The organism is Selenomonas oralis (assembly GCF_051603425.1).
In the GTDB taxonomy this organism is placed as follows: Bacteria; Bacillota; Negativicutes; order Selenomonadales; family Selenomonadaceae; genus Selenomonas; species Selenomonas sputigena_A.
Window position 1 is genome coordinate 1,041,345 of sequence record NZ_CP194411.1, and the last position, 24,380, is coordinate 1,065,724.

The window sequence follows — 24,380 nt, forward strand, 5'->3', positions numbered from 1 at the left end:
AAGGTGGTTTTAGCGGGCTTCTTCCCAGAGGACGAGCGCGTGTTTCTCGCGTGTTTTTTTCATGTCGATGAGCCTTTGGTTGCGGCTGCCGCGGAAGGGGAGCGTGAGGTCGCGTTCGCCTTCGCGGTAGTCGCCGTCGACGAGGACGTCGGTTTCACCGAGGAGCGCTGCAATGCCCTCATCGTGCATGTTTTCAAGCGTTTCGAGCGTATATCCCGTATAGACCCAGACATCAAGGCCATGCGCGTGCACTTCGCGGGCGAGTGCGGCAAGCGGCGCGGCCTGGCAGAAGGGTTCGCCGCCGGAGAGGGTGATGCCTCTGAGCAGCGGATTTTCGAGGATTTCTGCCAGGATGGTTTCCGCCTCGACGTTTACGCCGCCCTCGAAATCGTGCGTTGCGGGATTCTGGCAGCCAAGGCAGTGGTGCGGGCAGCCCTGGGCGAAGAGGGTGTAGCGCATGCCCGCGCCGTCGACGATGGAATCTGCGGCTTTGCCTGCGAGTTTAATGGACATCATGCTTGACCCTGTCGTGTTCTTCGGCGCGCTTCGCGTTGTTCCAGCGGTCGATCGTGCCGACGAGGTAGCCTGTGATGCGGCGGATGCGCTCAAAGGGGCGATTGCCTTCCTTGCGGCCGCAGCGCGGGCAGATGTTGTCGATGATGCCGTTGTAGCCGCAGACGGGATCGCGGTCTACGGGATGGTTGACCGAGCCGTAGCCGATGCCTGCATCGTGCATGTAGCGGATGATGGATTCAAAGGCGGGGATGTTTTTCGACGGGTCGCCGTCCATTTCGACATAGCTGATGTGTCCTGCATTCGTCAGCGCATGGTAGGGCGCTTCGAGGCGGATTTTCTTCGCTGCTGCGATCGGGCAGTAGACGGGAACGTGGAAGCTGTTGGTATAGTAGTCGCGGTCCGTCACGCCTTTGATTTCGCCGAAGCGTTGGCGGTCAAGGCGGACGAAGCGCCCGGAAAGGCCTTCGGCGGGCGTCGCGAGCAGGGTGAAGTTCAGTCCCGTGCGCTCGGATTCCTCATCCATGCGGCGGCGCATATGGCTGACGATGGCGAGACCGAGCGTCTGCGCCTCTTCGGATTCGCCATGGTGCTTGCCGATGAGCGATTTGAGGCATTCGGCGAGGCCGATGAAGCCCATGGAAAGGGTTCCGTGCTTCAAAACTTCGGCGATTTCATCGTCGGGGCCGATTTTCTCGGAGTCGATCCAGACGCGCTGTCCCATGAGGAACGGATAGTTGCGTCCCTTCTTGGCGCACTGAATCTTGAAGCGGTGCAGGAGCTGGCGGATGACAAGCTCCGTGAGGCTGTCCAGCTCACGGTAGAATACATCGAGGTCGCCCTTGGCGAGAAGCGCAAGACGCGGCAGGTTGATGCTCGTAAACGAGAGGTTGCCGCGGCCGCAGGTGACTTCGCGTTCGGGGTCGAAGACATTGCCCATGACGCGCGTGCGGCAGCCCATGTAGGCGACCTCGGTGTTGTAGTCTCCCTCTTTGTAGTACTGGAAGTTGAAGGGAGCGTCGAGGAAGCTGAAATTCGGGAAGAGACGTTTGGCGGACGTTTCTATGGCGAGGCGGAAGAGGTCGTAATTCGGATCGCCTTCGTTGTAGTTCACGCCTTCCTTGACTTTGAAAATCTGCACGGGGAAGATCGGCGTTTCGCCGTTGCCGAGCCCTTCCTGCGTCGCCAGCAGGAGATTTTTCATGACCATGCGTCCCTCAGGCGAGGTGTCCGTGCCGTAGTTGATGGAGCTGAAGGGCACTTGTGCGCCTGCACGCGAGTTCATCGTATTGAGGTTGTGCACCAAGGCTTCCATTGCCTGGAAGGTCGCGCTGTCCGTCGCGTCGAAGGCTGCCCGGTAGGCATAGGCGTGGGCGCGCGCCGTGAGTTTTTCCGATATCGGCTCGAAGCCCAGCTCCCTCTGGTGGGCAGGCAAGAAGTCGATGAGCGCGTCACGGTAGACGTCGGCATTGCCGATCGTGATGCTCAAAGGCTGGAGCGCACGGCGCACTTCCTTGGCGAGGAGTTTTGCATCCTCGGCCTTCATGCCGAGAGTGATGGAGAAGAAGTTCGCCAGCTCCTTGAAGTACTGTTTGCGGAAGGTCTTGCGGACGCCCGGAGCCATGGCATAGTCGAAGTTCGGTACGGCCTGGCCGCCGTGCATCTCGTTCTGGTTCGCCTGGATGGCAATGCAGCCGAGCGCCGCATAGGAGCGGATGTCGTTCGGCTCGCGGAGGTAGCCGTGCCCGGTCGAGAAGCCGTCCTTGAAGAGCTTCAGGAGGTCGATCTGGCAGCAGGTTTCCGTCAGCATATAGAAATCCTTGTCGTGGATGTGGATGTCGCCGTCGATATGTGCAGCGGCGATATCCTTGGGCAGGATGTGGTGGTCGATGAAGTATTTCGAGCCTTCCGAGCCGTACTTGAGCATCGTGCCCATCGCCGTATCGGCGTCGATGTTCGCGTTTTCGCGCTTGATGTCGGCATCTTTGGCGCGCTTGAAGGTCAGCTCGTTGTAGATGTCCATGAGGTCGCCTTCCGCCTCGCGAATCTTCGCGTGTTCCGCGCGGTAGAGGATGTAGGCCTTGGCCGTCGAGGCGAAGTTGTTTTTGATCAGCACCTTTTCCACGGTGTCCTGGATGAATTCGACGGTCGGCAGCTCCTCGTCCTCGATGCGGCGCACGACGCTCTTCGTCAGCTTTTCAAGCTGGCTTTTGGAAAACGTCTCGTCGATGGATTCGAGATTCGCCTTGCGAATGGCGTCGGTGATTTTTTCCGCGTCAAAGGGTACGATTTGTCCCGTGCGTTTCTGGATATTCTTGATCGTCATGGCTCGGGTTCCTTCCTATATGGTATTTGGTGGGGAAGCGGCTCTCGGCGGCTTCCCGTTTGCACGGTTGATTATACAAGATGTAGCTTATGCAGTCAAGATTAAAAACTAGATATTGTGTTTTATCCACAAGAAAAGCGCCCTTTATCCACAGGGGAAAAGGGCGCTTTTCTTGCAGTTTCGGGCATGGGAAAAGTTATGCACAGATTTTTCGGGGCGGGAGCGGCGCTTGGTGCGGCGGAATCCCGGTGCGCTTCGTGCCTACTCTTTCGCCTGGACAATCGTGCGCACAGGGAACGGGATGTCGATGCCCTCCTCGCGGTAGCGTCGTGTCAAGGCCTTGATGAACTCATGCTTCAAGAGGAACTGGTTGACGAAGCTGCTCGTTCTCAGAACGACATTGAACTCGATGGCTGAGTCGCCAAAGGTGTGGAAGCGCACGGCGGGATCGCTTTCGACGCCGTGATCGAAGGCATTCATGACCTCGTTTGCGACTTCGAGCGTCACGCGCTCCACCATGTCGAGGTCGCTTGCATAGCTCACGCCGACGGGGATGCTGATGGCGATTTCCTGCGCGGGCATGTTGTAGTTCGTGAGGACGGCCGAGGCGAGCTTCTGGTTCGGCATGATGATGGTGCTGCCGCTCAAGGTTTGGATCGTTGCGAAACGGAAGTTGATATCGGTGACCTTGCCCTCATCTCCTTCCGCTATGCGCACGAAGTCGCCGATGCGGATCTGGCGCGAGAGGATGAGCTGCAGCCCGGAGAAGACGTTCGACAGCGTTTCCTGCAGGCCGAGGGCGAGCGCCGCGCCGCCGACGCCGAGAGCGGTGAGGATCGGTGCGACGGAGATGCCCGCATACTGAAGGACGACGAGCACGCCCATGGCGTAGATGATGCCTGAAAGAATGGAGGAGAGCAGCGTCGTCTTCGGCAGCGCCGCCCCGCTCGTGCGCGTCTTCATCTCGATGAAGCCCGTGACGGTGCGCGAGGCGACGCGCGTCAGCGTGAACACGATGATGCCGAAGAGGAGATAGGAGAGGAACTGGGCGATGGTCGGGAAGAAGTCGATGGTCTTGATGGACCAATAGACGCCGACGCCGAGGCACCAGGAGACAGGCACGCCTTTCAGAGCATGGATGAAGAGCGAGCCGATGGTGTCATCGGCCATGTTGATCCTGTTTTGGATCTGGCGGTTGATGAGCTTGTTGAGGAAGAGCCCCGCCGTCAGAGCCGCGAGCATGATGCAGGCGGGCAGGAGCAGGAGGTCGGTCATTTCGTGTACGGTCAGGGATTGAAGTCTTGCGAAAAAGGACAAAATTGTCCCTCCTTTAGCTGTGGTGAATCTGTGGATAAACAAGCCGTTTTTCTTGTTGTATCCGGTCCGTCAGGAAGGCGATTTTCTTGCTTATCCCCAAAAAACTGTGGATAACTGTGGAAAACAAGCCGTTTTCTTGTGGATAACTGTATTTCCCGCGCTTTATTTCTTGCTGCTTGCTGCGGTCTCGTCCGCTGTTTTTGCCGTCTTGTAAAGGAACTCGGCCAGCTTGTACTCGCGGCTGCCTGGCTTGAGCTGCGGCAGAGAGCCGCTGTTCAGGACATCCACGATGGAGAGATCTCTCTGGGCTTCGGGGACGGTGGAAAGGATCATGCTCGACAGGGGCTTTCCGGCGGCGTCATAGAAGAAAAAGATGGCGTCGGGCGCTACGCTCTTCGTGGCCTTTTTCTTATGGACGACCTCGAACACCTGCGCCGTGATCACCTGGCGCTTGTCCTCCATGCTCTGGCGGATGGCGTAATGCGTCTCCACAACGCGGAACCAACGGATGGGATAGGCCGTCTTTATGGCGCTCTCCGACTTTGCTTCGCGGCCCTCCAAGGGAACGAGCTGCACGTCCGGCACATGGAGCATCTCGCTGAATATGGCGCTCAATGTCTTCAAAGGCTGCTCGGGTGATTCGGCGCTGAGATCGATGTCCTGGTAAAGGTTGTTGTCCGCGACGATTTTGCGGGCCTCTTCCACGGAAATCGGTGTCTTCTTGGCATTTTCCTCCTCTTCCTGGATCGCCTTGTCCAAGGCTGCCTTTGCCTCGGCGGAAGGCGCTGCCCCGGAGCCTGTGCTGTTCGCCGCAGAAGCCGTGCCCGTAAGGCAGAGAAGCAAGGCCGCGATGGCGGAGAGTCGTTTAAGATGGGATATTTTCATGATGCGATTCCTCCAATACGATCTGTTTGCATTGCATTAACAATTCCGGTATTTTCGTGACCGCCGTGTTCCGGCGATTAAGCTGCATAGAGTTTCACTTCATCTCTTTTCAGGTTTTCGACAAAGCGGTTTATATTCGGCAGTGTACTGACGATATCGACACTGCATCCAAGGACTTCCACCAGTTCCAGCCGAAAGGCACTCAGAGTAAACAAGTCTTCAATACCGCCACGTTCAATCCGAAAATCCATGTCGCTTTTCTCCGTTGCCTCACCTCTTGCATAGGAGGCGAAAAGATAGAGAGCCTTGACGCCATACCTGACGCAGATCGGCGTTATGCGGCGCTGAATTTCTTCAATCGACAGCAGTCTGCTCATATAGATTCCCTCCAAGCGGCTGCAGCCGCTTTACTTTGGCGAATTCGAGGCGCGGGATATGGTTGACGAGGTTCAGTGCGTGCGCCATGCGGTAGAAGAGCTCAAGCCCTGCCAGATGCTCTTCCTTGAGGTCCCAGCAGATGACTTCGAGGTATTCCTCAAGCTCCTCGAAGCTGAAATCCTTTTCTCCGAGCACGGATTGAAGCGTCGCATATTTGTTGGCAAAACCGTATTCCATGCCGCGCAGCAGGCGCTCGTAGACGAGCTGGAGCTCGTGGGGGCGCTCCCTGGCGAAGGTGCGGTTGGCAACCCAAAGGGAATAGACCATGCCGAGGCCCGTGAGCTTGTGCCATTCCTCCCCGAGGTCGTAGTAATGAAGGCCCGGGTGGCGGTGGTGGTAAAGCCAGAGCGCGTCGTCGCCGATGAAGAGGGCGCCCGCCGCATCATCGGGCACTGGATTCTGCGGCACGATATGGCGCACATAGTAATTGGGGCGTGCGCCGTAAGCTTCGCTGAGGATGATCTTCAGCAGGCAATGGCTCGTCGCCGATTTCGCCGTAAGAATGATGCGCTCCGTTTCAAACTCTTCGATCGGCTTCTTCGTTACGAAGAGGATGCTCGTTACCTTGTCGTCCGTGCGCACGCAGAGATCGGGCAGGATGACGAGCTCCTCGTCGTGCTCGGCGTAAAAGATGGACGAGATGCCGCTCACGTCAAGATTTCCCGCTGCAAGCGCGCGATTCAGTTCCGCCGGGACGCCCGGCACGAGACGAAGTCCTCGGTTTGCGCCATGCGCAAAACTCCAGGTGAGAGGCAGGACATTGAGAAAATGAATATGTCCCACCCTTGGCTCCCCCATGAAATCCCTCCTTGTTTCCAGGAGCCTGCCCGAAAGTGCAGGTTCCGACATTGCTCCCTCCATTATACTGCAAATCGGCTGGAAAACAAAAGAGTTCCGGATGTTTTGGGAAAATAATATCTTCAGGCGGGCGCAAAGCGCAGCCCGCCCCTGCCGCTGGCTGCACTTTTGCGGTTCGTCTTGTCAGAATGCCGGCCAGGCAGAGGCGACACGCTGCATAAGCTCCGGCAGCGGCAGAACATAGTGGAATACCGTATAAAAATGCACGGAGCTGCCGCCCAGCACGAAAAGATGCCAGATGACATGGCTGTACGGCATTTGCCGCGCGAGGTAGAAGACGGCGCCGACGGTGTAGCAGAGGCCGCCTGCTGCAAGCCACCAAACGGCGGCTTCCGGCAGGGTCAAAAGAAGCGGCTTCACCATCACGACGGCAAACCAGCCCATGCCGAGATACGAGAGCGTGCGCAGAATGCGGAAGCGCCTCGCGGCAAAGATCTGGAGAAGGATGCCGACGGCTGCCAGCCCCCAGACGATGCCGAAAATCGTCCAGCCAAGACTGCCGTGCAGCGGAATCAGCGTGAACGGCGTATAGTTTCCCGCGATCAGGACAAAGATTGCCGCATGGTCAATGGTCTCGAATACCGCTTTGAGGCGCAGATTGCGAAAACTGTGATAAAGCGTCGATGCCAAATAGAGCAGCACGAGCGAGATGCCGTAGACGAGGCAGCTCGTCGTATGCCAGATGCCGCCGTCAGCATAGTAGACAAGCATGCCCACAAGAGCCGCAAGGGCAAGAGCCGCGCCTACGCCATGCGTCGCAGCATTGAGGATCTCCTCCAGCGTCAGGGGAGCTTTGAGCGTTGCCGTATTCTTCATAGCAGCCTCCTTTGTCTGTTCGTTTCCTATAAAGAAAAGAAACTCTTTCTCTATTATCCCCATTTTTCTTCGTCATGTAAAGTCTGACCCTCGATTTCCAATGGAAAAACAAAGGAAGATGCCGTACATCCAAGAAATCACCGACCAATTTTTTCCTTTCTCTAATTTATCTTGAGGAACCTTCTCCAAGGGCTATACAAACGATGCCAAATCCCTTAAAATATGCTTATGTATGCTCTGGGCAAGGCCGTCGCTTCCGTTTATGGCCGAGCCTTGCGGAGAAGGCGGAAGATGCCTTGACAATCGCGGGCATATATGATAACATGCAAACCATATAAATTTGGTATGAAATAAATCATCTCCCGTCCTGCTCTCCAAGTAAAGGAAGTGATAGAAACATGAGCATGATCAAGCTTTGTCAGATAAAAAAATCGTATCCGGGCGCGGCCGGGGAAGTTACGGCCTTGAAAGGCATTGACCTCGAGGTGGGACGCGGCGAGATCTACGGCATCATCGGCCTTTCGGGCGCCGGAAAATCGACGCTGATCCGCTGCATTAATATGCTGGAGCGCCCGACGGAAGGGCAGGTCTTTGTCGACGGCGAAGAGCTCACGGCCATGGGCAACAAGGAGCTGCGTGCGGCGCGCAAGAGCATCGGCATGATCTTTCAGCATTTCAACCTGCTTTCCTCCGCGACCGTCTACGACAACGTGGCTTTTCCGCTCCGCCTTTCCCATGCGGACGAAAGTAAAATAAGAAAGAAAGTCGAGCCGCTTCTCTCGCTCGTCGGCCTTGCCGACAAGGCGCAGCAGTATCCGGCGCAGCTCTCAGGCGGACAGAAGCAGCGCGTCGGCATCGCGCGCGCCCTCGCTTCCGACCCGAAGGTGCTTCTCTCGGATGAGGCGACGAGCGCGCTCGATCCGCAGACGACGAAATCCATCCTGAAGCTCATTCACGACATCAACAAGAAGCTGGGGCTGACCGTCGTCGTCATCACGCATGAAATGCAGGTCATCAAGGATATCTGCGACAAGGTCGCCGTCATCTCGGACGGCGTGATTGCGGAAAAAGGCGACGTGCTCGATATTTTTACGAAGCCGAAAGAGGCCGTCACGCGTGAGTTTATCAGCACGCTTCTCTCGAACGACCTGCCCGTCAACTATCGGGAAAAGGACATATCGCCCGAGCCGGTGCCCGGCGGTGAGCTTCTTCTCCGCCTGACATTCCTCGGCGAGAGGGCGGACGACCCGGTCATTGCCGACGTGATTCGCCGCTTTCCCATCGAGGTGTCGATTCTCTACGGTACGCTCGACCAAATCAAAAGCGTGCCGTATGGCCGCATGATCGTCGGCATCAAGGGCGAGCAGGCCGAAATCGACCGCGCGCTCGCCTATCTCGACACGCGTGACCTCAAGAAGGAGGTGATCGGTTATGTCCGCTGATATGGTTCCTCTCCTGACGAAGGCGCTCGGTGAAACCGTCTACATGGTCATCGTCTCCATGCTTGTCGCGAGCGCCATCGGCATCCCGCTCGGCGTCCTGCTCTTCACGACGGGCAAGGGGCAGATTTTGGAATGCATCCCCCTGAACCGTGCGGCTGCGGGCATCGTCAATGCGATTCGCTCCATCCCGTTCATCATCCTGATGGTCGCGATCATCCCGTTCACGCGCTTCATCGTCGGCACATCCATAGGCACGACGGCGGCCATGGTGCCGCTCGTCCTCGCCTCGATCCCCTTTATCGGGCGACAGGTCGAAACCTCGCTGAAAGAGGTGCCGGAAGGCATCGTCGAAGCCGCGCTCTCCATGGGAGCGACGCCCCTACAGATCATCCGGCGCGTGCTCTTGCCGGAAGCCATGCCGAGCATCGTCGCCCAGCTGACGACCGTCATCATCGCCCTGGTCGGTGAATCGGCCATGGCGGGCGCGATCGGCGGCGGCGGTCTTGGCGATCTGGCCATCCGCTATGGGTACCAGCGCTTCCGTCCCGACATCATGATCGCGACGGTCGTCATCCTCATCGTTCTCGTACAAATCGTCCAATTCCTGGGCAATCGCCTGGCGGATGGATTAAGGAAGCAAGGATAAATTCAGCCACCCATCTTCACACATCTTCGCTGTCCTCTCGTTGTCGACAAATCCTCGACGCAGCCCCGTTGCGCCTGCGGTTTGTCTCCGCGACAGAACCAGCGCATCTGTGCAAATCCGGGCGACTTCATTTTATCCGCGCTTCCAAATAAAAAATAAGGAGATTTCAGGCAAAAGGCGGCGTAAATATCATCTGCCGCTTTTGCCAAGACATTCAAGGAGGAAAATCATGAAAAAGCTTATCGTCATTCTCGCGGCGCTGTCTCTCGCCGTATTCGCCTTTGCGGGCTGCGGCGGCTCAGATACCGCTTCCAAGACCATCAAGGTCGGCGCAACGCCGGTGCCGCATGCCGAAATCCTCGAGACGATCAAACCGCTTCTCGAAAAGGAAGGCTACAAGCTGGAAATCGTCGAGTTCACCGATTATGTGCAGCCGAATGTTGCCCTGAACGACAAGGAACTCGATGCGAACTTCTTCCAGCATCTGCCATATCTTGAAAACTTCATCTCCGAGCATAAGGAAATGAAGCTCAGCAGTGCCGGCGGCATTCATATCGAGCCGATGGGCATCTACTCGCGCAAGCTCAAGGATTTGAGCGGCCTGCCTGCGGGGGCTTCCATCGCGATTCCGAACGACCCGACGAACGGCGGACGCTCGCTTCTCCTGCTTGCAAAAGCCGGCCTCCTGAAGCTCAAGGACGGCTCCGGCACGAACCCGACGGTGCAGGATATCGTCGAAAACCCGAAAAACCTGAAATTCCAGGAAGTCGAGGCTGCCCAGGTGCCGCGCACGCTTGACGATGTCGATGCCGCTGTCATCAACACGAACTATGCGATGCAGGCCAATCTCGTTCCCACGAAGGACGCGCTCTTCATGGAGGACAGCACCTCGCCCTATGTGAACATCGTTGCTGTTCGTGCCGGCGATGAGAAGCGTCCGGAAATCGAAGCGCTGATGAAGGCGCTGAAATCCGATGAGGTCAAAAAGTTCATCGACGAGAAGTACAAGGGAGCAATCGTTCCTGCTTTCTGATTTGAAAAATACGTCTGAGGAAGCACTGGGCAAAGTTCAGCGGACTTCCTTTTAGTCCGCCATCTCAGCGCATCTTTTCCGCTCGCTCCGCGTTGACAAATCCTCCACATAGCCCCGCTATGCGTCCGGTTTGTCCCTTGATCGAACGAAAAATCTGCGCCCATCTGACGGACTTCCTTTTAGCTAAGAAAATGGCGCCGTGCGGATTCCAGCGAATCCATGCGGCGCCGTTTCTTTCTTTCGCATCGAGGCGGGTCATATCCGTGCCGCATATTCTCGCGTCGTTTGACAAATAAATCGTTACATCGTAATATATGGATATAACAATCCAAGGGGTTGAAAATATGATAGGGGATATGGAGCTTGAACATGCGGCAGAAATCCTGAAGGCGCTGGCGCATCCCGTGCGGCTTTGCATCGTGCGGGGGCTTTGGCGGAACGGCGCCTGCAATGTGGCGCACATGCAGCAGTGTCTTGAGACGCCGCAGTCGACGATCTCGCAGCACCTCGCAAGGCTGCGCACAGCCGGCATCATCGAGGGCGAGCGCAATGGGCTGGAAGTTTTTTATCATCTCAAGAGCCCGGAAGCGGAACGGCTGCTGCAGGGACTTTTTGCAAAGAAGAACCAAAAGAAGAAGTAAGTGTACGTTGATACGGAAGGATCCTAGGATAAGAAAGGCGGAATCATCATGGAAGCAAAGGACAGCCGGGGAGCCTCGGCCGCGAAGCGCTATGTCATCGTCGGCGGTGTTGCAGGCGGGGCGACGGCTGCGGCGCGCCTGCGGCGGCTTGACGGAGAGGCGCAGATCACCCTGTTCGAACGCGGGGAGGATATTTCATTTGCAAACTGCGGCCTGCCCTATTATGTGGGCGATGCCATCAAGGAGCGCGAGCAGCTGCTCCTGATGACGCCGGAGCTTTTTCGGACGCGCTTCGCCGTCGATGTGCGCACGAGATGCGAGGTCACGGGCGTGGACACCATCCGGCAGCAGGTCCATGTGCGGACGGCAGACGGCGCACGCTACGACGAACCTTACGATGCGCTGCTCCTGGCGCCCGGTGCAAAACCGCTGCGGCCGCCGATTCCGGGCATTGACAGCCCGCGCATTCTGGCGCTTCGCAATGTGCCCGATGCAGCGCTCCTGCGCGGCCTGGCAGACCGCTATGCGGGATCCGGCCGTGCCGTCATCGTAGGCGGCGGCTTCATCGGTGTAGAGATGGCGGAAAACTTGCGGGAACGCGGGCTTTCCGTCACGCTGGTCGAGGCGGCGCCGCATATTCTCGCGCCGTTCGATACGGATATGGCGAAGCTGGCGGAAAAGGAGCTCAATGAAAACGGCGTCGGGCTCGTGCTGGGCGACGCCGTGCAGGAATTCAAAGAAACGGAGGACGGCGTGCGCGTCCTTCTCGGCAGCGGACGTGAGCTTGCGGCGGATTTCGTCGTGCTGGCGATCGGCGTCAGCGCCGATACAGAATTTTTGCAGGACGGCAGCATTGCGCTTGCACAGCGCGGCCATATCCTTGTGAACGAATATCTGGAAACGAATATTCCCGGCATCTATGCCGTCGGCGACGCCGCAGCGACGCACGAGCGGCAGACGGGGCGGCCCGGATCCCTGCCGCTTGCCGGTCCCGCGAACCGCCAGGGCCGCCTGGCCGCCGACAATATGGCAGGCCGCCACCATGCCTATGACGGCTTCATCGGCACCGCCATCCTCAAGGTCTTCAGCCTCACGGCGGCTGCCGTCGGCAAGAACGAGCGTACGCTCGAGAGGGAAGGGCTGCGGTACGGTGAGGACTATCGCGTGGTGAAGCTGCACCCGTTTTCGCATGTCACCTATTACCCGGGGGCGGCCGCGATGACCGTGAAGCTCATTTACGCTGCGAAGAATCCTGCGGGAAAAATCCTCGGGGCGCAGATCGTCGGCGGCGACGGCGTGAAGGCACGCATCGACGCGCTTGCAGCGGCCATCTCCCTGGAAGCGGACGCCGTGTTCCTGTCGGGACTGGAGCTTTCCTACGCGCCCCCTTACGGTGCGGCAAAGGATCCGGTGAATATGGCGGGCTACATGGCCTTGAACGAGTTGGACGGGCTTGTGCGCTTCCTGCCGGCCGAGCGTCTTGCGGCGGCAAAGGAAAACGGCGTCCGCGTCCTCGAGGTGCGTACGCCCGGCGAGGTGCAGAGCGCGCCTATGGCGTCGGACGCACAGATTCCGCTCGACGAGCTTAGGGAACGCTGCGAAGAGCTCGACAAAAATACGGTCTGGGCCGTGCTCTGCAAGGTTGGCCAGCGCGCCTACAACGCCGCGCGCATCCTCGCGCAGAGAGGCTATCAGGTGCAGGTCATCTCGGGCGGCTATACTTCGCTCGCCATAGAGGAGTTCGAAGCCTCCCCCGAAGCCGCGCCGCCGCGGTCGATTTCGTGATGCGCTATATTGCATTTGCGTAAGTTTCGCATTAGAATGGCGGTTTTCCCTTCTAGCCGAAACGGCCGCATTGCAGCAAGGAAAAGCTCCTTGTTGTGCAGGAAGCGCGTGCCTCAGGGACGGGAAAATGCGGCGCGAATATGCAAAAAATGAAGGATGCCTGGGGCTGACGCATGATTTTGTGCGGCAGCCCTTTTATCCGCGCGAAAAGAGCTGGGAAATCAATGGGGATGGAATCGTTGGTTCCTCATGCCATTGCCGATAGCTGCTCTCGGGCGATGGCAATAGCTCGGCAGTGCTGCTCGTAAATCTGTTTGTCGAATTCCACAAGAGTAACAAAGCAATCCGTATACCCAGAGGTATCTATATCGTTTACGCCACTGGCCCGGGGGTAATCGCTTTCATCGATGCCCTCAAGCATGCAGCCAATAGCATCTTGCGCCATCCACATGGCTTTTTCCAGCGTCTTTCCCTCTGTGAAGCAGCCGTCAATATCCGGCACGGTCACCGTATAGCCGCCCTCTTGTGCCGCTTCAAACACGGCAGGATAATAATGTTTCATGAACCATATTCCCCCTTCCACAGGCAGGTCTTATTCTACCAGTCCCGCCTGCTTCAAAATCTTGTGCTCCAATCCTTTGCCAAGCGTCCCAGTATGCATTGGGACGACAGTCGTTTTCCCCGTCACGGGATTCCTCATCTTTTGATGGGAGCCGGAGCACGAGTATACTTTTTCAAAGCCGTTCTTTTCAAGCAGTCGCACCATTTGCTTTGCTGTCATCGGCATTTGCGCCGCCTCCTTGGGCTGTATCATAGCCTTTTATCCGCGCGAAAAGAGCTGGGAAATCAATGGGGATGGAATCTTTTTATCGTTATCGTGTAGGTGGACAGCAGCAGAAGGTTCTGCATATCGGGCATATAGATCGTTTTATAAATATCGGATTTTTCAAGGGCATTGATCCACTAGGGAACGACGATGGTTCCGTCGGCCAAGGAATCGATATGCTCAGCTGCTTTATGCAGTTCCGCGCACTTTACAGCAGCTCTTTTGCCTTCTTTCCCGTCAGATGCTCGATTTTCATCTCGATCATGGCGAAGGCCGCCCATGTCCTTTTGATTTCCGCATCGCAGTCTTCCGGGTGGCCGGGGTAGTAGGTTTCCCCGAGGAATTCCGCTGTCCGGAACTTCTCCTCGTCGTCCGTGATAAGGCGCAGCCGCCCGAAGGCGATGACGCTTCGGTAGTACGTCGTGAATTGGCTCGGCACGACCGTGTCCTCGGCGATGACGGTGAAAGACGCCTTATCCGAGCGCGCGATGGCGTCCATCTTATGCCCGGCGCGTGCGCTGTGGAAAAGCAGGCGGTCGCCCTCCTCGTCGTAGGCGAAACTCATGGGCACGGCATAGGGGTAGCCGTCGTCGCCCGCGAGCGCGAGCACGCCTGAAGTCGCCTCCGCCAGCACATCGCGGGCTTCTTCGTCTGTCATCTGCTGCCTTTTGCGGCGCATTTCCCTGAACATGGCATCGTCTCCTTTTCGTAGATGGATTTTGATGTATCTGGCATAAGAATCCGGCGCAAAAGCATTCTTTCATCGCCGATGCCGCTTTTGACAGAACCGTTCTTCCTCCTTGCGCATTAGTAAGCTACACGCACAAACGTCCACTCTGTGGACATTGTGCGCCGTCCTTACAGAAGCCTAGCCAATCAGTCTGCGCCCTGCGGGCTTGACTTCTTGGGGCTTCATGGTAAAATGCTTAAAACGTAAACATGTACCGGGGTTTCATGAAAGCAAAGGGATGCTTCCTAAAATTGTTTCTATTTCCATTGACCGATTTCTGCATGGCCGTTTTCATGGAATATGTTTCTCGCATTTGTTTTTTTCTCCATACATAATGTTTAATCCTGCTTGTCGTGTATAATTTGCATGAGCTGCACGTACAAACATCCACTTCGCGGACATTGTGCGCCGCTCTTACAGAAGTATGGGGAATCTGCTGTACGAGTCTTGCGACGAGAGGTCTTTTTCTGCACGGTTGAGCCGTTCATTTCCATCGTATATCATCAGGAACAGCCGTATTCTTATAGAGAAAAAAGTTTTGTATTTCAAAAAGAAAACGTTTGCTTTTTCAAAATCCATAGAGTATAATGGAAAACGTAAGAAAGAAAACGTTTACTATATTTCCCGCTCCTATTATTTTCAAGGTTTGTTTACGGGAGACGCATAGCCGTTTCCCAATGATGAAGGAGGAAGTCACATGGAGGAGAAAAAATTCATTCTCACCATCAGCCGCCAATATGGCTGCGGCGGACGGGAGCTTGCCGGGCTGCTCGCGGAGAAGCTCGGCGTTCATCTCTACGATCGTCAGATCGTGCATCTTGCCGCGGCGAAGCTTGGCATCAACGATCTGAATGAGAAGGAGCTGCTCGAACTTGAGAATAGGGTGAAGCCACTGTCCTCGCGCTTCATCCCGTTTCACTCATTCGGCATGGCGATGGGGGAGTCGAGCCAGGGGATGTTTATGGCGGAGTCGAACGTCGTGCGCAAGCTCGCCGCCGATGGTCCCTGCATCTTTCTCGGACGCTGCGCGGACTATGCGCTCCGAAAGCGCGACGATGTATTTTCCGTCTTCGTTTGTGCGGACGACAACTACCGCGAGGAGCGCGGGCGCACGGTCTACGAGGGCAAGACGCTCAAGGAGCTGAATCGCGAGAACGAGAAACGCGCGCGCTACTATGACTACTATACGGGGCGCAAGTGGGGCGACGGAATGAACTATGATCTCGTTGTGAATACGAGTAAAGAACCGCTCGGAAAGATTGCGGACGGCATCATCGCCTACATCCGCACGGTCAAAGGCTGAGGAGGGCTTCCCATGTCGGACAAAAAGAGCAAATTCTGGCCGCGCATTGCGTATTCCTGCGGCACTTTCGGACATGATGTGTTCTATGCCATGCTCGCGACGTACTTCATGATCTTTGTCACGAGCAATCTGTTTCACTCCGAAAACCACGAACACGATGCTTATATGATCGGCATTGTGACGACGATCATCCTCGTCTTGCGCGTGGGCGAGCTCTTCCTCGATCCGTTCATCGGCAATACGATTGACAAGACGAAGACGCGCTGGGGCAAGTTCAAGCCGTGGGTGATTGTGGGCGCGTTTGTTGCTGCAATTTCCCTTGCGATCCTCTTTACGGATATGGGCGGGCTGACGGTGTCGAATCCAATGCTCTACCTCGTCCTCTTCGCATTGCTCTATCTCATCATGGATGTGTTCTACTCGGCAAAGGACGTTGCGATCTGGTCGATGATTCCCGCTCTCTCGTTCGACTCGCGCGAGCGTGAGGTGACAGCGACTTATGCGCGTATCGGCTCGGTGTTCGGCGGTCAGTTGGTGACGGCGATCGTCATGCCCGTTGTCCTGTACTTCTCACTGAATGAAAATGGCGGCGCGGGAGACTCTGCGGGCTGGTTTGCGTTTGCCGTCATCGGCGGCGGCATCGCGACCCTCGGGGCGATCATCCTCGGCCTTGGCACGAAGGAAGAGGATTCCGCGCTGCGCGAGAACAAGACGGAGACTTCGTTCAAGGACGTGTTCTCCGTGCTTATCAAGAACGATCAGCTGCTCTGGATCGCGATTGCGTATCTTGTTTTCGTTCTTGGGCAGAATATCATCAACAATTTCAACCTCTACTATTTCATCTATGTGCTTGGCGATGCAAAGCAGTTTTCGTTCCTCGGCGTGATCAACGTCATCATCGGTCTGCTCGCTGTGGCGCTTTTCCCGACGCTGACGGAGAAGTTCAGCCGTCGCAGGCTCTTCTTCGGCTCGGTCGCCGTGATGCTCGCCGGCATTGTTCTTTACGCGATGGCGGGCACGAGCGTCGTCATGACGCTCTTTGCCGCAGGTCTGTTCTCCCTGCCGCAGCCGCTGATCTTCCTCGTCGTGCTCATGACGATTACGGATGCGGTCGAGTACGGGCAGCTGAAGCTCGGGCATCGCGACGAGGCGCTTGTTCTCTGCGTGCGTCCGCTGGTGGACAAGCTCGCAGGTGCGATTGCGAGCGGCATGATCGGCCTTACCGCGATCTGGGTCGGCATGACGAGCGGTGCGACAGCGGAGACGATTTCTCCGGAGAATCTCTTTCACTTCAAGCTCGTGATGTTCGCTGCGCCGTTTGCCCTCATTCTGCTCGGCACGATTCTCTACCGTGCGAAGGTGACGCTCACGGAGGCGGAGCACGCGCGCATCGTGGAAGAACTCGAAGAGAAATGGGATGAAATGAACAAGTGATTCTATTTTAGGAGATGGGAAAGCGGTCGGCGGCGGCCGCTTTCTTTCGGAAGCGCTGATAAGACGGGTGGCTGCATTTATCCGTGCTTCCTTTACAAGATCGGAGGTTTCACATGGCTGCATTCGACTTTGAGAAATTGAAAGATCCGCGCTACTTCGCAGAGAACCGTCTGCCTGCGCACAGCGACCACGTCTTCTATCGCGACGAAGCGGAGCTTGCGCGCGGCGTGTCCTCATTTTACCGCACGCTCGACGGCATTTGGCATTTCGCCTATGCGCGGAACACCGCGCACATCCCGCAGGGGTTCGAGGCGGCAGATTACGACTGCCGCGACTGGGAGACGATCCGTGTGCCGGCGCATATCCAGATGGAGGGGCACGGAGCGCCGCATTACACGAATACGACGTACCCGTGGGACGGTCATGAGAGCATCGTGCCGGGCGAGATTCCCGTGCGCGATAATCCCGTCGGCTGCTATGTGAAGTATTTTGCCGTGCCCGAGGATTGGGAGCGCGTCTATATCTCCTTTGGCGGCGTGGATGCGGCGCTCGCACTCTTCCTCAACGGTCATTTCGTCGGCTACAGTGAAGACAGCTGCACGCCTGCAGACTTCGACCTGACGCCGTATCTCGTGACGGGGGAGAACAAGCTGGCGGCGATGGTCTTCCGCTATGCGAGCGCGAGCTGGCTCGAAGATCAGGACTTCTGGCGGTTCTCGGGAATCTATCGCGACGTCCTGCTCTACACGAAACCGCAGCATCACATCGAGGATGTTGCCGTTCGTGCCGTGCCGCTTGAGCGGGATGGCTATACGCACGGAAAGCTTGATGTGCACCTTACATTCGGCGATGCGGCAGAAAAGCATGTCGAGATCCTGCTCTGCGATCCGGAAGGAGATTGCGTAGAGGGGGAAAAGGCAGTCATCACGGAAAAGAGCCATGCGTTTTCGGGAGAGGCTGCCTGCGTGCGTCTCTGGAGCGCGGAGCACCCATGGCTCTACCATCTTATGATCCGCGTGCGTGATGCGGCGGGTGCTTTGCAGGAGGTCGTGCGCGTGCGCGTCGGTTTCCGTGAGTTCTGCATCCGGGACGGAGTCATGCAGATCAACGGCGAGCGCATCGTGTTCAAGGGAGTCAATCGTCACGAGTTTGACTCTGACCATGGGAGGGCGATGGATCCTGCGCTCTTCGAGCAGGATCTCATCGCGCTGAAGCGTGCGAACGTCAATGCGATCCGCACGTCGCACTATCCGAACAGCAGTCGTCTCTACGAGCTGGCAGACATTTATGGCTTTTATGTGATCGATGAGACGAACCTTGAGACGCACGGCACATGGATGAAGAACGGCGCGTGTGTGAAGGACGCGCATACCGTTCCCGGCGACAGCGAGGAGTGGCTGCCCGCCGTGCTCGACCGCGCGCAGTCGATGTACGAGCGCGACAAGAATCATCCGTGCATCCTCATCTGGTCGTGCGGCAACGAGTCCTGCGGCGGCCGCATCATCTACGAGATGAGCGAGTACTTCCGCCGCGTCGATCCCACGCGCCTCGTGCATTACGAGGGCATTTTCTGGGACCGCAGCTATCCGGCGACGAGCGACATGGAGAGTCAGATGTATACGAAGGCGGCGGACATCGAAGCGTTCCTCAAGGAGCACCGCGACAAGCCGTTCATTTGCTGCGAGTATACGCATGCGATGGGCAACAGCTGCGGCGGCATGCACAAGTACACGGAGCTGACGGAGCGCGAGCCGCTCTATCAGGGAGGCTTCATCTGGGATTTCGGCGATCAGGCGATCCGCAGGCGCGGGCGTTATGGGGAGGACGCATTCCTCTACGGCGGCGACTTCGGCGATCGTCCGTCGGACTACAACTTCAGCGGCAACGGCATCTTCTTTGCCGATCGTCGTCCGACGGCAAAGCTGCAGGAGGTGAAGTACAACTATCAGAATTTCACGCTCCGTCCTTCATGGGAAGGTGTGGAGATCGAGAATAAGAGCCTCTTTTCGGATGCGGGCAGCTATGATCTGTGGCTCTCTCTCCTCCTTGACGGGCGCGAGATCTGGCAGGCGTATGCAGGGGAGCATGATGTGTCGCCGGGAGAAACACGCTTCATCAAGAATAGACTGCCTTACGCAGGCGAAGGCGAGTATGTGCTGACGGCATCGCTCCTTGTCAAAGAGGAGGAAATATGGGCGCCTGCAGGCCATGAGGTCGCCTTCGGGCAAGCGGTCGTCGTGCCGCCTGAGGATGCAGGAACACGCCTTTTGGATGTCCTTGGCTTTGGCGTCGCCGCTCCTGCCCATATACCGCTGGAAGCGTCGGGCAGCCTGCGCGTGGTGCAGGGAGATATCAACCTCGGCGTGCAGGGGGAGGGCTTTTCCCTCATGTTCTCAAGCGCGCAGGGCAATCTCGTCTCCTATCGCCATGGCGGACGGGAGCTGATCGAGGAACTGCCGCAGCCGAGCTTCTGGCGTGCGCCGATCGACAATGACTACGGCAGCGGACGCATGGCGGATACGGCGCAGTGGAAACTCGCGAGCCTCTACCGCCGCTGCACGCGCATCGAGTACAGCGTGGACGGTGAAGATTTCGAGACGGTGAGCGGTTTCTTCGGCAGACGCGATGAACGGCGCGCCAAGCGCGTCACCGTGCGCTTTACTTATGCGCTTGCCACGGAGCCTGCTGCTGCATGCGTGGTCTCCTATACGGCGGAGGCAAGCGGGGAAGTTGGTGTCACGATGGAGTATGAGACGGCGGGGATGCCCGAGATGCCCGACTTTGCCATGATTTTTACGCTAGATGCGGACTATGACCGCATTCGCTTCTACGGCTATGGGCCGAAGGAAAACTACATCGACCGCTGCTGCGGCGCACGTCTCGGCGTCTACGAGAGCACGACGGCGGACGAGGTCGAGCCGTATCTGCGTCCGCAGGAGACGGGAAATCACTGCGGCGTGCGCTGGATCGAGGTCACGGATCATGGCGGTCACGGAATCCGTCTCGCGGCAGATGTGCCGTTTGAGGCATCGGCGCTCCCGTACAGTCCGCACGAGCTGGAGAATGCGCGCCATGCGTATGATTTGCCGCGTCCGCAGCATACATATCTGCGTGCGTCGGCAGGCATGTGCGGCGTGGGCGGCGACGACAGCTGGGGTGCACCCGTGCTTGCGGAGTATACCTATCCGAATGGGAAGAGAAGCCTCTCGTTCACGATGAAGGGGATTTGACGGCGGGGGCATCCGTCTTTTGCTGAACCTATGGAATCACTGATAAATTCAGCCACCCATCTTCACGCATCTGCACTGTCCTCTCGTCGTCGACAAATCCTCGACGTAGCACCGCTACGCCTGCGGTTTGTCTCCTTGCTGAGCCGTCCAAAAGCCAAGTCCGAAGGACGCAGGCGATTGGGCAACGGCTCGTATGCGAAAACGTCCCAAGAATGCAAGCGCGAAGTGCGCCGCATGATTGGTTGACGTTGACCGCCATAGAACCAGTGCATCTGCGCAAATCTGGGCGACTTCATTTTATCAGCGTTTCCCTATGAAAATCTCACAAAAACGCTTGCGTTTCTTTACGAAAGAGGATAGAATAGGAAGCGGGAAAAGAAAACGTTTACTTTCATACAAGCCAAAATATAGACGGACAAATGAAGATATATGGAGGAGGAGCCAATGGCAATCTTGGATGAGATGAAAAAAGTATTTCGTGAGAAATTCGGTGCGGCTGAAACGCATGCGTATTTCTCACCGGGGCGTGTGAATCTCATCGGCGAGCATACGGACTACAATGGCGGGCACGTCTTTCCGTGTGCGATCTCGCTCGGCACGTATGCGCTCGCTGCGCCGCGTGCGGATGATGTGTCGCGCCTCTACTCGATGAATGCGAAGGAGCAGGGCGTGGTGGAGTTCCCCATGCACGGTGCGGTGAAGAGCGCGGCCTATGGCTGGGCAAACTATCCCATCGGCGTCGTGCGCATGATGGAGGACGCGGGTCATCCTGCAGCGCACGGTTTCGACATCCTCGTCTACGGGACGCTGCCCAACGGCGCGGGGCTTTCTTCTTCCGCTTCCATCGAGGTCTTGATGGGGGTCATTCTGAACGATGAGCTTGGTCTCGGCATCGACATGGTGGAGATTGTAAAGCTCGCGCAAAAGGCGGAGAATGAATTCGTCGGCATGAACTGCGGCATCATGGATCAGTTTGCCGTCGGCATGGGCAAGAAGGACTGCGCGATCCTGCTCGACTGCAATACGCTTGAGTACCGCTACAGCAAGCTCGACCTCAAGGGGTGCAGCATCGTCATCACAAACACGAACAAGGCGCACAGCCTCGTTTCTTCTGCATACAACGAGCGGCGTATGCAGAGCGAGGCGGCGCTGAAAGCTCTGCAGAAGGTCAAGGCGATCAAAACGCTCGGCGAGCTGACGAATGCAGAGTTCGATGAGAATGCCGCTGTCATCGAGGATGAGGTCGAGCGCAGACGCGCACGCCACGCGGTTTATGAAAACCGCCGCACACTTGAGGCAGTGGAGGCGCTTGAGCAGAATGATGTGAAGCGGTTTGGCGCACTGATGAACGATTCCCACGTTTCCCTGCGCGACGATTACGAGGTGACGGGGCCCGAGCTGGATACGCTCGCGGAACTTGCGTGGCAGCAGGAAGGAGTGCTCGGCTCGCGCATGACGGGAGGCGGCTTTGCAGGCTGCACGGTCAGCATCGTGCGCGACGAGGCAATTCCTGCATTTGAGAAGAATATTGCAGAGGCATATACGGCGAAGATCGGCTATGCGCCGAGCTTCTATGTGGCGAATATTGCGGACGGCGCACACCGTCTGTAAGAGCGGAGCGAAAGGAGAATTCTCATGGCGATATTGGTATGCGGAGGCGCGGGCTACATTGGCTCTCATGCCGTGCACGCGCTCATCGAAAAGGGCGAGCAGGTTGTCATTGTCGACAATCTGCAGACGGGACACCGCGGCGCACTGAATCCGAAGGCGAAGTTTTATGAGGGCGACATTCGCGATGCTTCGGTTCTCGACAAGATTTTTACCGAAAACAAGGTCGAGGCGGTCATCCACTTTGCGGCGAATTCTCTCGTCGGCGAGAGCATGGAAAAGCCCCTGCTCTACTTCAACAACAATGTCTACGGGATGCAGGTGCTCCTTGAGGCGATGGTGCGTCATGGCGTCGACAAGATCGTATTCTCTTCGACGGCGGCGGTCTACGGCGAGCCGAAGCGCGTGCCGATTCACGAGGACGATGAGACATGCCCGACGAACACCTATGGCGAGACGAAGCTCACGATGGAGAAGATGATGAAGTGGGTGAGCCGCGCCAACGGCGTGCGCTATGTGTCTCTGCGCTACTTCAATGCGGCGGGGGCGCTGCCGGACGGCTCGATCGGCGAGGATCACGCGACGGAGACGCATCTCATTCCGCTGATCCTGCAAGTGCCGACGGGGCGGCGTGACCATATCACGGTGTTCGGAGACGATTATCCGACGCCGGATGGAACGTGCCTGCGCGACTACATCCACGTCGTCGATCTCGCGGACGCTCATGTGCTTGCGCTCGAATACCTGCGAAAGGGCGGTGCGAGCGATATCTTCAACCTCGGCAACGGGCAGGGCTTCTCGGTCAAGGAGATGATTGCGGCAGCGGAAAAGGCGACGGGACGCTCCATCAAGGTGGAAATCGGCGCACGGCGCGCGGGCGACCCGGCGCAGCTTATCGCGTCCAGTGAGAAGGCTCGTTCCGTGCTCGGCTGGAAACCGCAGTTCACGGATGTGGAGCAGGTCATCGGCACGGCGTGGCGCTGGCATGAACATCATCCGCATGGCTATGAGGACTAGGAAACGGGAGGATTCATCATGTGTGATATGCAGCATGAAATAAGCCGCCTCCTGCACTTTGCCCGTCAGAAGGGGCTGATTGCGCCGGAGGATGAAGTCTATGCCGCGAATCGTTTGCTCGACGTGCTCGGTGTGGAAGAATATGTTCCGGAGCAGGTGGATGAAACACTGGAGACGGCGACGCCCATCTTGGAGCGCATGCTCGACTATGCGGCGGGGAAGGGGCTGATCGAGGGCACGACGGATGAGCGCGATCTCTTTGATACGCGCATCATGGACTGCGTGATGCCGCGTCCGTCCGAGGTCGTGCGTCAGTTTCGCGCCCTTTATGCGGCATCGCCGCGTGAGGCGACGGATTACTATTATGACCTGAGCATCGCCTCGAACTACATCCGCAAGACGCGCATCGACAAGAACATTGCATGGAGGGCAGAAACGGAGTACGGCGCTCTCGATGTGACGATCAACCTCTCGAAGCCGGAGAAGGATCCGCGCGACATCGCAAAGGCAAAACTCGCGAAATCTTCCGCCTATCCGAAATGTCTGCTCTGCCGCGAGAATGAGGGCTATGCGGGGCGCGTAAATCATCCCGCACGTGAGACTCATCGCCTCATCCCGCTCGAGCTTGCGGGACGTTCGTGGTTTTTGCAGTATTCGCCTTACACCTATTACAATGAGCACTGCATCGTGCTGAACAACGAGCATGTGCCGATGGCGATCTCGCGCGAGACGTTTGAGAATCTCGCGGCGTTTCTTGAGATTTTTCCGCATTATTTCGCGGGCTCGAATGCTGATCTGCCGATCGTCGGCGGCTCGATCCTCTCGCACGACCACTATCAGGGTGGGCGCTATACGTTTGCCATGGAACGCGCGCCGGTGGAGCAGGAATATCGCTTTGCGAACTATCCGAATGTCCGTGCAGGGCATGTGAAATGGCCGATGTCGACATTGCGCCTCACGTCATCCGACAAGGGAGCGCTCATCGACCTTGCAACGAAGATTCTCGCCGCGTGGCGCACATACAGCGACGCTTCGGTGGAGATTCTGGCGGAGACGGATGCGCCGCACAACACGATCACGCCGATTGCGCGGCGGCGCGGCAAGGATTTCGAGTTCGATCTCGTCTTCCGCAACAATCGCACGACGGAGGAGCATCCGCTCGGGTTGTTCCATCCGCATGCCGATGTGCACCACATCAAGAAGGAGAACATCGGCCTGATCGAGGTGCTGGGGCTGGCAATTCTGCCCGCGCGCCTTAAATCGGAGATGGAGCAAGTGCGTGCGGCACTGCTGAAGGGAACGGAGGACATCTCCTGCATCGCGGACATTGAAAAGCATGCGGACTGGTATCGCTCGGTACGCGCGTCGCATCCCGCAGTGACGGAGGCGGATGTGGATGGAATCCTGCGCGATGAGATCGGCGCCGTGTTTTTACGGGTGCTCACGCACGCGGGCGTTTTCAAGCGCGATGCGGCGGGGATGGCGGCGTTCGATCGCTGGATCAACAGTATAAAGGACGTTTGAAATCGGGA

The 24,380-nt window shown here is 57.4% G+C and carries 21 protein-coding genes; 11 read left to right on the forward strand and 10 right to left on the reverse strand.

Going from position 1 to position 24,380, the window contains the following annotated elements; genetic code table 11:
- Positions 1 to 9: 9 nt before the first annotated feature.
- From nrdG to trhA, 7 genes are all read right to left on the reverse strand, one after another.
- Positions 10 to 516: an anaerobic ribonucleoside-triphosphate reductase activating protein gene (gene nrdG / locus ACRTGH_RS04925; RefSeq protein WP_368847880.1), complete on the reverse strand. Its 507-nt coding sequence runs from the start codon at positions 514 to 516 to the stop codon at positions 10 to 12.
- Positions 503 to 2,839, reverse strand: a complete 2,337-nt coding sequence (locus ACRTGH_RS04930) for an anaerobic ribonucleoside triphosphate reductase (protein WP_368847881.1) — start codon at positions 2,837 to 2,839, stop codon at positions 503 to 505. The genes nrdG and ACRTGH_RS04930 overlap by 14 nt, the downstream gene beginning before the upstream one ends.
- A 261-nt stretch (positions 2,840 to 3,100) precedes the next feature.
- Complete coding sequence (locus tag ACRTGH_RS04935; protein WP_368847882.1) at positions 3,101 to 4,156, reverse strand: mechanosensitive ion channel family protein; 1,056 nt, start codon at positions 4,154 to 4,156, stop codon at positions 3,101 to 3,103.
- Between the two features lie 162 nt (positions 4,157 to 4,318).
- Complete coding sequence (locus ACRTGH_RS04940; RefSeq protein ID WP_368847883.1) at positions 4,319 to 5,041, reverse strand: hypothetical protein; 723 nt, start codon at positions 5,039 to 5,041, stop codon at positions 4,319 to 4,321.
- Between the two features lie 77 nt (positions 5,042 to 5,118).
- Positions 5,119 to 5,418, reverse strand: coding sequence for a nucleotidyltransferase family protein (locus ACRTGH_RS04945; RefSeq protein ID WP_368847884.1), 300 nt, complete (start codon positions 5,416 to 5,418; stop codon positions 5,119 to 5,121).
- A complete protein-coding gene (locus ACRTGH_RS04950; protein WP_368847885.1) occupies positions 5,396 to 6,277 on the reverse strand; it encodes a menaquinone biosynthetic enzyme MqnA/MqnD family protein in 882 nt (293 codons plus the stop codon). The genes ACRTGH_RS04945 and ACRTGH_RS04950 overlap by 23 nt, the downstream gene beginning before the upstream one ends.
- A gap of 183 nt (positions 6,278 to 6,460) precedes the next feature.
- Positions 6,461 to 7,153, reverse strand: coding sequence for a PAQR family membrane homeostasis protein TrhA (trhA, locus tag ACRTGH_RS04955; RefSeq protein ID WP_368847886.1), 693 nt, complete (start codon positions 7,151 to 7,153; stop codon positions 6,461 to 6,463).
- A 404-nt stretch (positions 7,154 to 7,557) separates the two neighbouring features.
- On the opposite strand from trhA, the gene ACRTGH_RS04960 reads away from it, so the two are divergent.
- From ACRTGH_RS04960 to ACRTGH_RS04980, 5 genes are all read left to right on the forward strand, one after another.
- Positions 7,558 to 8,595 carry a methionine ABC transporter ATP-binding protein gene (locus tag ACRTGH_RS04960; protein WP_368847932.1) on the forward strand — a complete coding sequence of 346 codons (1,038 nt, stop codon included), beginning with the start codon at positions 7,558 to 7,560 and terminating at the stop codon, positions 8,593 to 8,595.
- Positions 8,585 to 9,241 carry a methionine ABC transporter permease gene (locus ACRTGH_RS04965; protein WP_368847887.1) on the forward strand — a complete coding sequence of 219 codons (657 nt, stop codon included), beginning with the start codon at positions 8,585 to 8,587 and terminating at the stop codon, positions 9,239 to 9,241. Before ACRTGH_RS04960 ends, ACRTGH_RS04965 begins: the two co-directional genes overlap by 11 nt.
- Positions 9,242 to 9,470: 229 nt before the next feature.
- On the forward strand, positions 9,471 to 10,274 hold the full coding sequence (locus ACRTGH_RS04970) for a MetQ/NlpA family ABC transporter substrate-binding protein (RefSeq protein WP_368847888.1): 804 nt from the start codon (positions 9,471 to 9,473) through the stop codon (positions 10,272 to 10,274).
- 344 nt (positions 10,275 to 10,618) lie between these two features.
- A complete protein-coding gene (locus ACRTGH_RS04975) occupies positions 10,619 to 10,915 on the forward strand; it encodes an ArsR/SmtB family transcription factor (protein ID WP_368847889.1) in 297 nt (98 codons plus the stop codon).
- 48 nt (positions 10,916 to 10,963) lie between these two features.
- Complete coding sequence (locus ACRTGH_RS04980) at positions 10,964 to 12,700, forward strand: FAD-dependent oxidoreductase (protein WP_368847890.1); 1,737 nt, start codon at positions 10,964 to 10,966, stop codon at positions 12,698 to 12,700.
- 247 nt (positions 12,701 to 12,947) lie between these two features.
- Here the strand turns inward: ACRTGH_RS04980 and ACRTGH_RS04985 are convergent, their stop codons facing one another.
- The 3 genes from ACRTGH_RS04985 to ACRTGH_RS04995 all read right to left on the reverse strand — a co-directional run bounded on the left by ACRTGH_RS04985 (position 12,948) and on the right by ACRTGH_RS04995 (position 14,217).
- Positions 12,948 to 13,262 carry a type II toxin-antitoxin system HicB family antitoxin gene (locus tag ACRTGH_RS04985; RefSeq protein ID WP_368847891.1) on the reverse strand — a complete coding sequence of 105 codons (315 nt, stop codon included), beginning with the start codon at positions 13,260 to 13,262 and terminating at the stop codon, positions 12,948 to 12,950.
- 30 nt (positions 13,263 to 13,292) lie between these two features.
- Complete coding sequence (locus ACRTGH_RS04990; RefSeq protein WP_368847892.1) at positions 13,293 to 13,487, reverse strand: type II toxin-antitoxin system HicA family toxin; 195 nt, start codon at positions 13,485 to 13,487, stop codon at positions 13,293 to 13,295.
- A 247-nt stretch (positions 13,488 to 13,734) separates the two neighbouring features.
- Positions 13,735 to 14,217, reverse strand: a complete 483-nt coding sequence (locus ACRTGH_RS04995) for a pyridoxamine 5'-phosphate oxidase family protein (protein WP_368847893.1) — start codon at positions 14,215 to 14,217, stop codon at positions 13,735 to 13,737.
- A 736-nt stretch (positions 14,218 to 14,953) separates the two neighbouring features.
- Here ACRTGH_RS04995 and ACRTGH_RS05000 point away from each other — a divergent pair.
- From ACRTGH_RS05000 to galT, 6 genes are all read left to right on the forward strand, one after another.
- Positions 14,954 to 15,559, forward strand: a complete 606-nt coding sequence (locus tag ACRTGH_RS05000) for a cytidylate kinase-like family protein (RefSeq protein ID WP_368847894.1) — start codon at positions 14,954 to 14,956, stop codon at positions 15,557 to 15,559.
- A 12-nt stretch (positions 15,560 to 15,571) separates the two neighbouring features.
- Positions 15,572 to 16,993 (forward strand): glycoside-pentoside-hexuronide (GPH):cation symporter, encoded by a 1,422-nt coding sequence (locus tag ACRTGH_RS05005; RefSeq protein WP_368847895.1) that lies wholly within the window; start codon positions 15,572 to 15,574, stop codon positions 16,991 to 16,993.
- Between the two features lie 113 nt (positions 16,994 to 17,106).
- Positions 17,107 to 20,223: a beta-galactosidase, LacZ type gene (lacZ, locus tag ACRTGH_RS05010; protein ID WP_368847896.1), complete on the forward strand. Its 3,117-nt coding sequence runs from the start codon at positions 17,107 to 17,109 to the stop codon at positions 20,221 to 20,223.
- A 444-nt stretch (positions 20,224 to 20,667) separates the two neighbouring features.
- On the forward strand, positions 20,668 to 21,834 hold the full coding sequence (locus tag ACRTGH_RS05015; protein ID WP_368847897.1) for a galactokinase: 1,167 nt from the start codon (positions 20,668 to 20,670) through the stop codon (positions 21,832 to 21,834).
- A 24-nt stretch (positions 21,835 to 21,858) separates the two neighbouring features.
- On the forward strand, positions 21,859 to 22,848 hold the full coding sequence (gene galE / locus ACRTGH_RS05020) for a UDP-glucose 4-epimerase GalE (protein ID WP_006190744.1): 990 nt from the start codon (positions 21,859 to 21,861) through the stop codon (positions 22,846 to 22,848).
- A gap of 18 nt (positions 22,849 to 22,866) precedes the next feature.
- Positions 22,867 to 24,372, forward strand: coding sequence for a UDP-glucose--hexose-1-phosphate uridylyltransferase (galT, locus tag ACRTGH_RS05025; protein WP_368847898.1), 1,506 nt, complete (start codon positions 22,867 to 22,869; stop codon positions 24,370 to 24,372).
- The last annotated feature ends 8 nt before the right edge of the window (positions 24,373 to 24,380 follow it).

Excerpts from the sequence above, each read along its gene's own strand:
- nrdG (WP_368847880.1), bottom strand. The coding sequence starts at position 516 with ATGATGTCCATTAAACTCGCAGGCAAAGCCGCAGATTCCATCGTCGAC.
- ACRTGH_RS04930 (WP_368847881.1), bottom strand. The coding sequence starts at position 2,839 with ATGACGATCAAGAATATCCAGAAACGCACGGGACAAATCGTACCCTTT.
- ACRTGH_RS04940 (WP_368847883.1), bottom strand. The coding sequence starts at position 5,041 with ATGAAAATATCCCATCTTAAACGACTCTCCGCCATCGCGGCCTTGCTT.
- ACRTGH_RS04945 (WP_368847884.1), bottom strand. The coding sequence starts at position 5,418 with ATGAGCAGACTGCTGTCGATTGAAGAAATTCAGCGCCGCATAACGCCG.
- ACRTGH_RS04950 (WP_368847885.1), bottom strand. The coding sequence starts at position 6,277 with ATGGGGGAGCCAAGGGTGGGACATATTCATTTTCTCAATGTCCTGCCT.
- trhA (WP_368847886.1), bottom strand. The coding sequence starts at position 7,153 with ATGAAGAATACGGCAACGCTCAAAGCTCCCCTGACGCTGGAGGAGATC.
- ACRTGH_RS04960 (WP_368847932.1), top strand. The coding sequence starts at position 7,558 with ATGATCAAGCTTTGTCAGATAAAAAAATCGTATCCGGGCGCGGCCGGG.
- ACRTGH_RS04965 (WP_368847887.1), top strand. The coding sequence starts at position 8,585 with ATGTCCGCTGATATGGTTCCTCTCCTGACGAAGGCGCTCGGTGAAACC.
- ACRTGH_RS04970 (WP_368847888.1), top strand. The coding sequence starts at position 9,471 with ATGAAAAAGCTTATCGTCATTCTCGCGGCGCTGTCTCTCGCCGTATTC.
- ACRTGH_RS04975 (WP_368847889.1), top strand. The coding sequence starts at position 10,619 with ATGATAGGGGATATGGAGCTTGAACATGCGGCAGAAATCCTGAAGGCG.
- ACRTGH_RS04980 (WP_368847890.1), top strand. The coding sequence starts at position 10,964 with ATGGAAGCAAAGGACAGCCGGGGAGCCTCGGCCGCGAAGCGCTATGTC.
- ACRTGH_RS04985 (WP_368847891.1), bottom strand. The coding sequence starts at position 13,262 with ATGAAACATTATTATCCTGCCGTGTTTGAAGCGGCACAAGAGGGCGGC.
- ACRTGH_RS04990 (WP_368847892.1), bottom strand. The coding sequence starts at position 13,487 with ATGCCGATGACAGCAAAGCAAATGGTGCGACTGCTTGAAAAGAACGGC.
- ACRTGH_RS04995 (WP_368847893.1), bottom strand. The coding sequence starts at position 14,217 with ATGTTCAGGGAAATGCGCCGCAAAAGGCAGCAGATGACAGACGAAGAA.
- ACRTGH_RS05000 (WP_368847894.1), top strand. The coding sequence starts at position 14,954 with ATGGAGGAGAAAAAATTCATTCTCACCATCAGCCGCCAATATGGCTGC.
- ACRTGH_RS05005 (WP_368847895.1), top strand. The coding sequence starts at position 15,572 with ATGTCGGACAAAAAGAGCAAATTCTGGCCGCGCATTGCGTATTCCTGC.
- lacZ (WP_368847896.1), top strand. The coding sequence starts at position 17,107 with ATGGCTGCATTCGACTTTGAGAAATTGAAAGATCCGCGCTACTTCGCA.
- ACRTGH_RS05015 (WP_368847897.1), top strand. The coding sequence starts at position 20,668 with ATGGCAATCTTGGATGAGATGAAAAAAGTATTTCGTGAGAAATTCGGT.
- galE (WP_006190744.1), top strand. The coding sequence starts at position 21,859 with ATGGCGATATTGGTATGCGGAGGCGCGGGCTACATTGGCTCTCATGCC.
- galT (WP_368847898.1), top strand. The coding sequence starts at position 22,867 with ATGTGTGATATGCAGCATGAAATAAGCCGCCTCCTGCACTTTGCCCGT.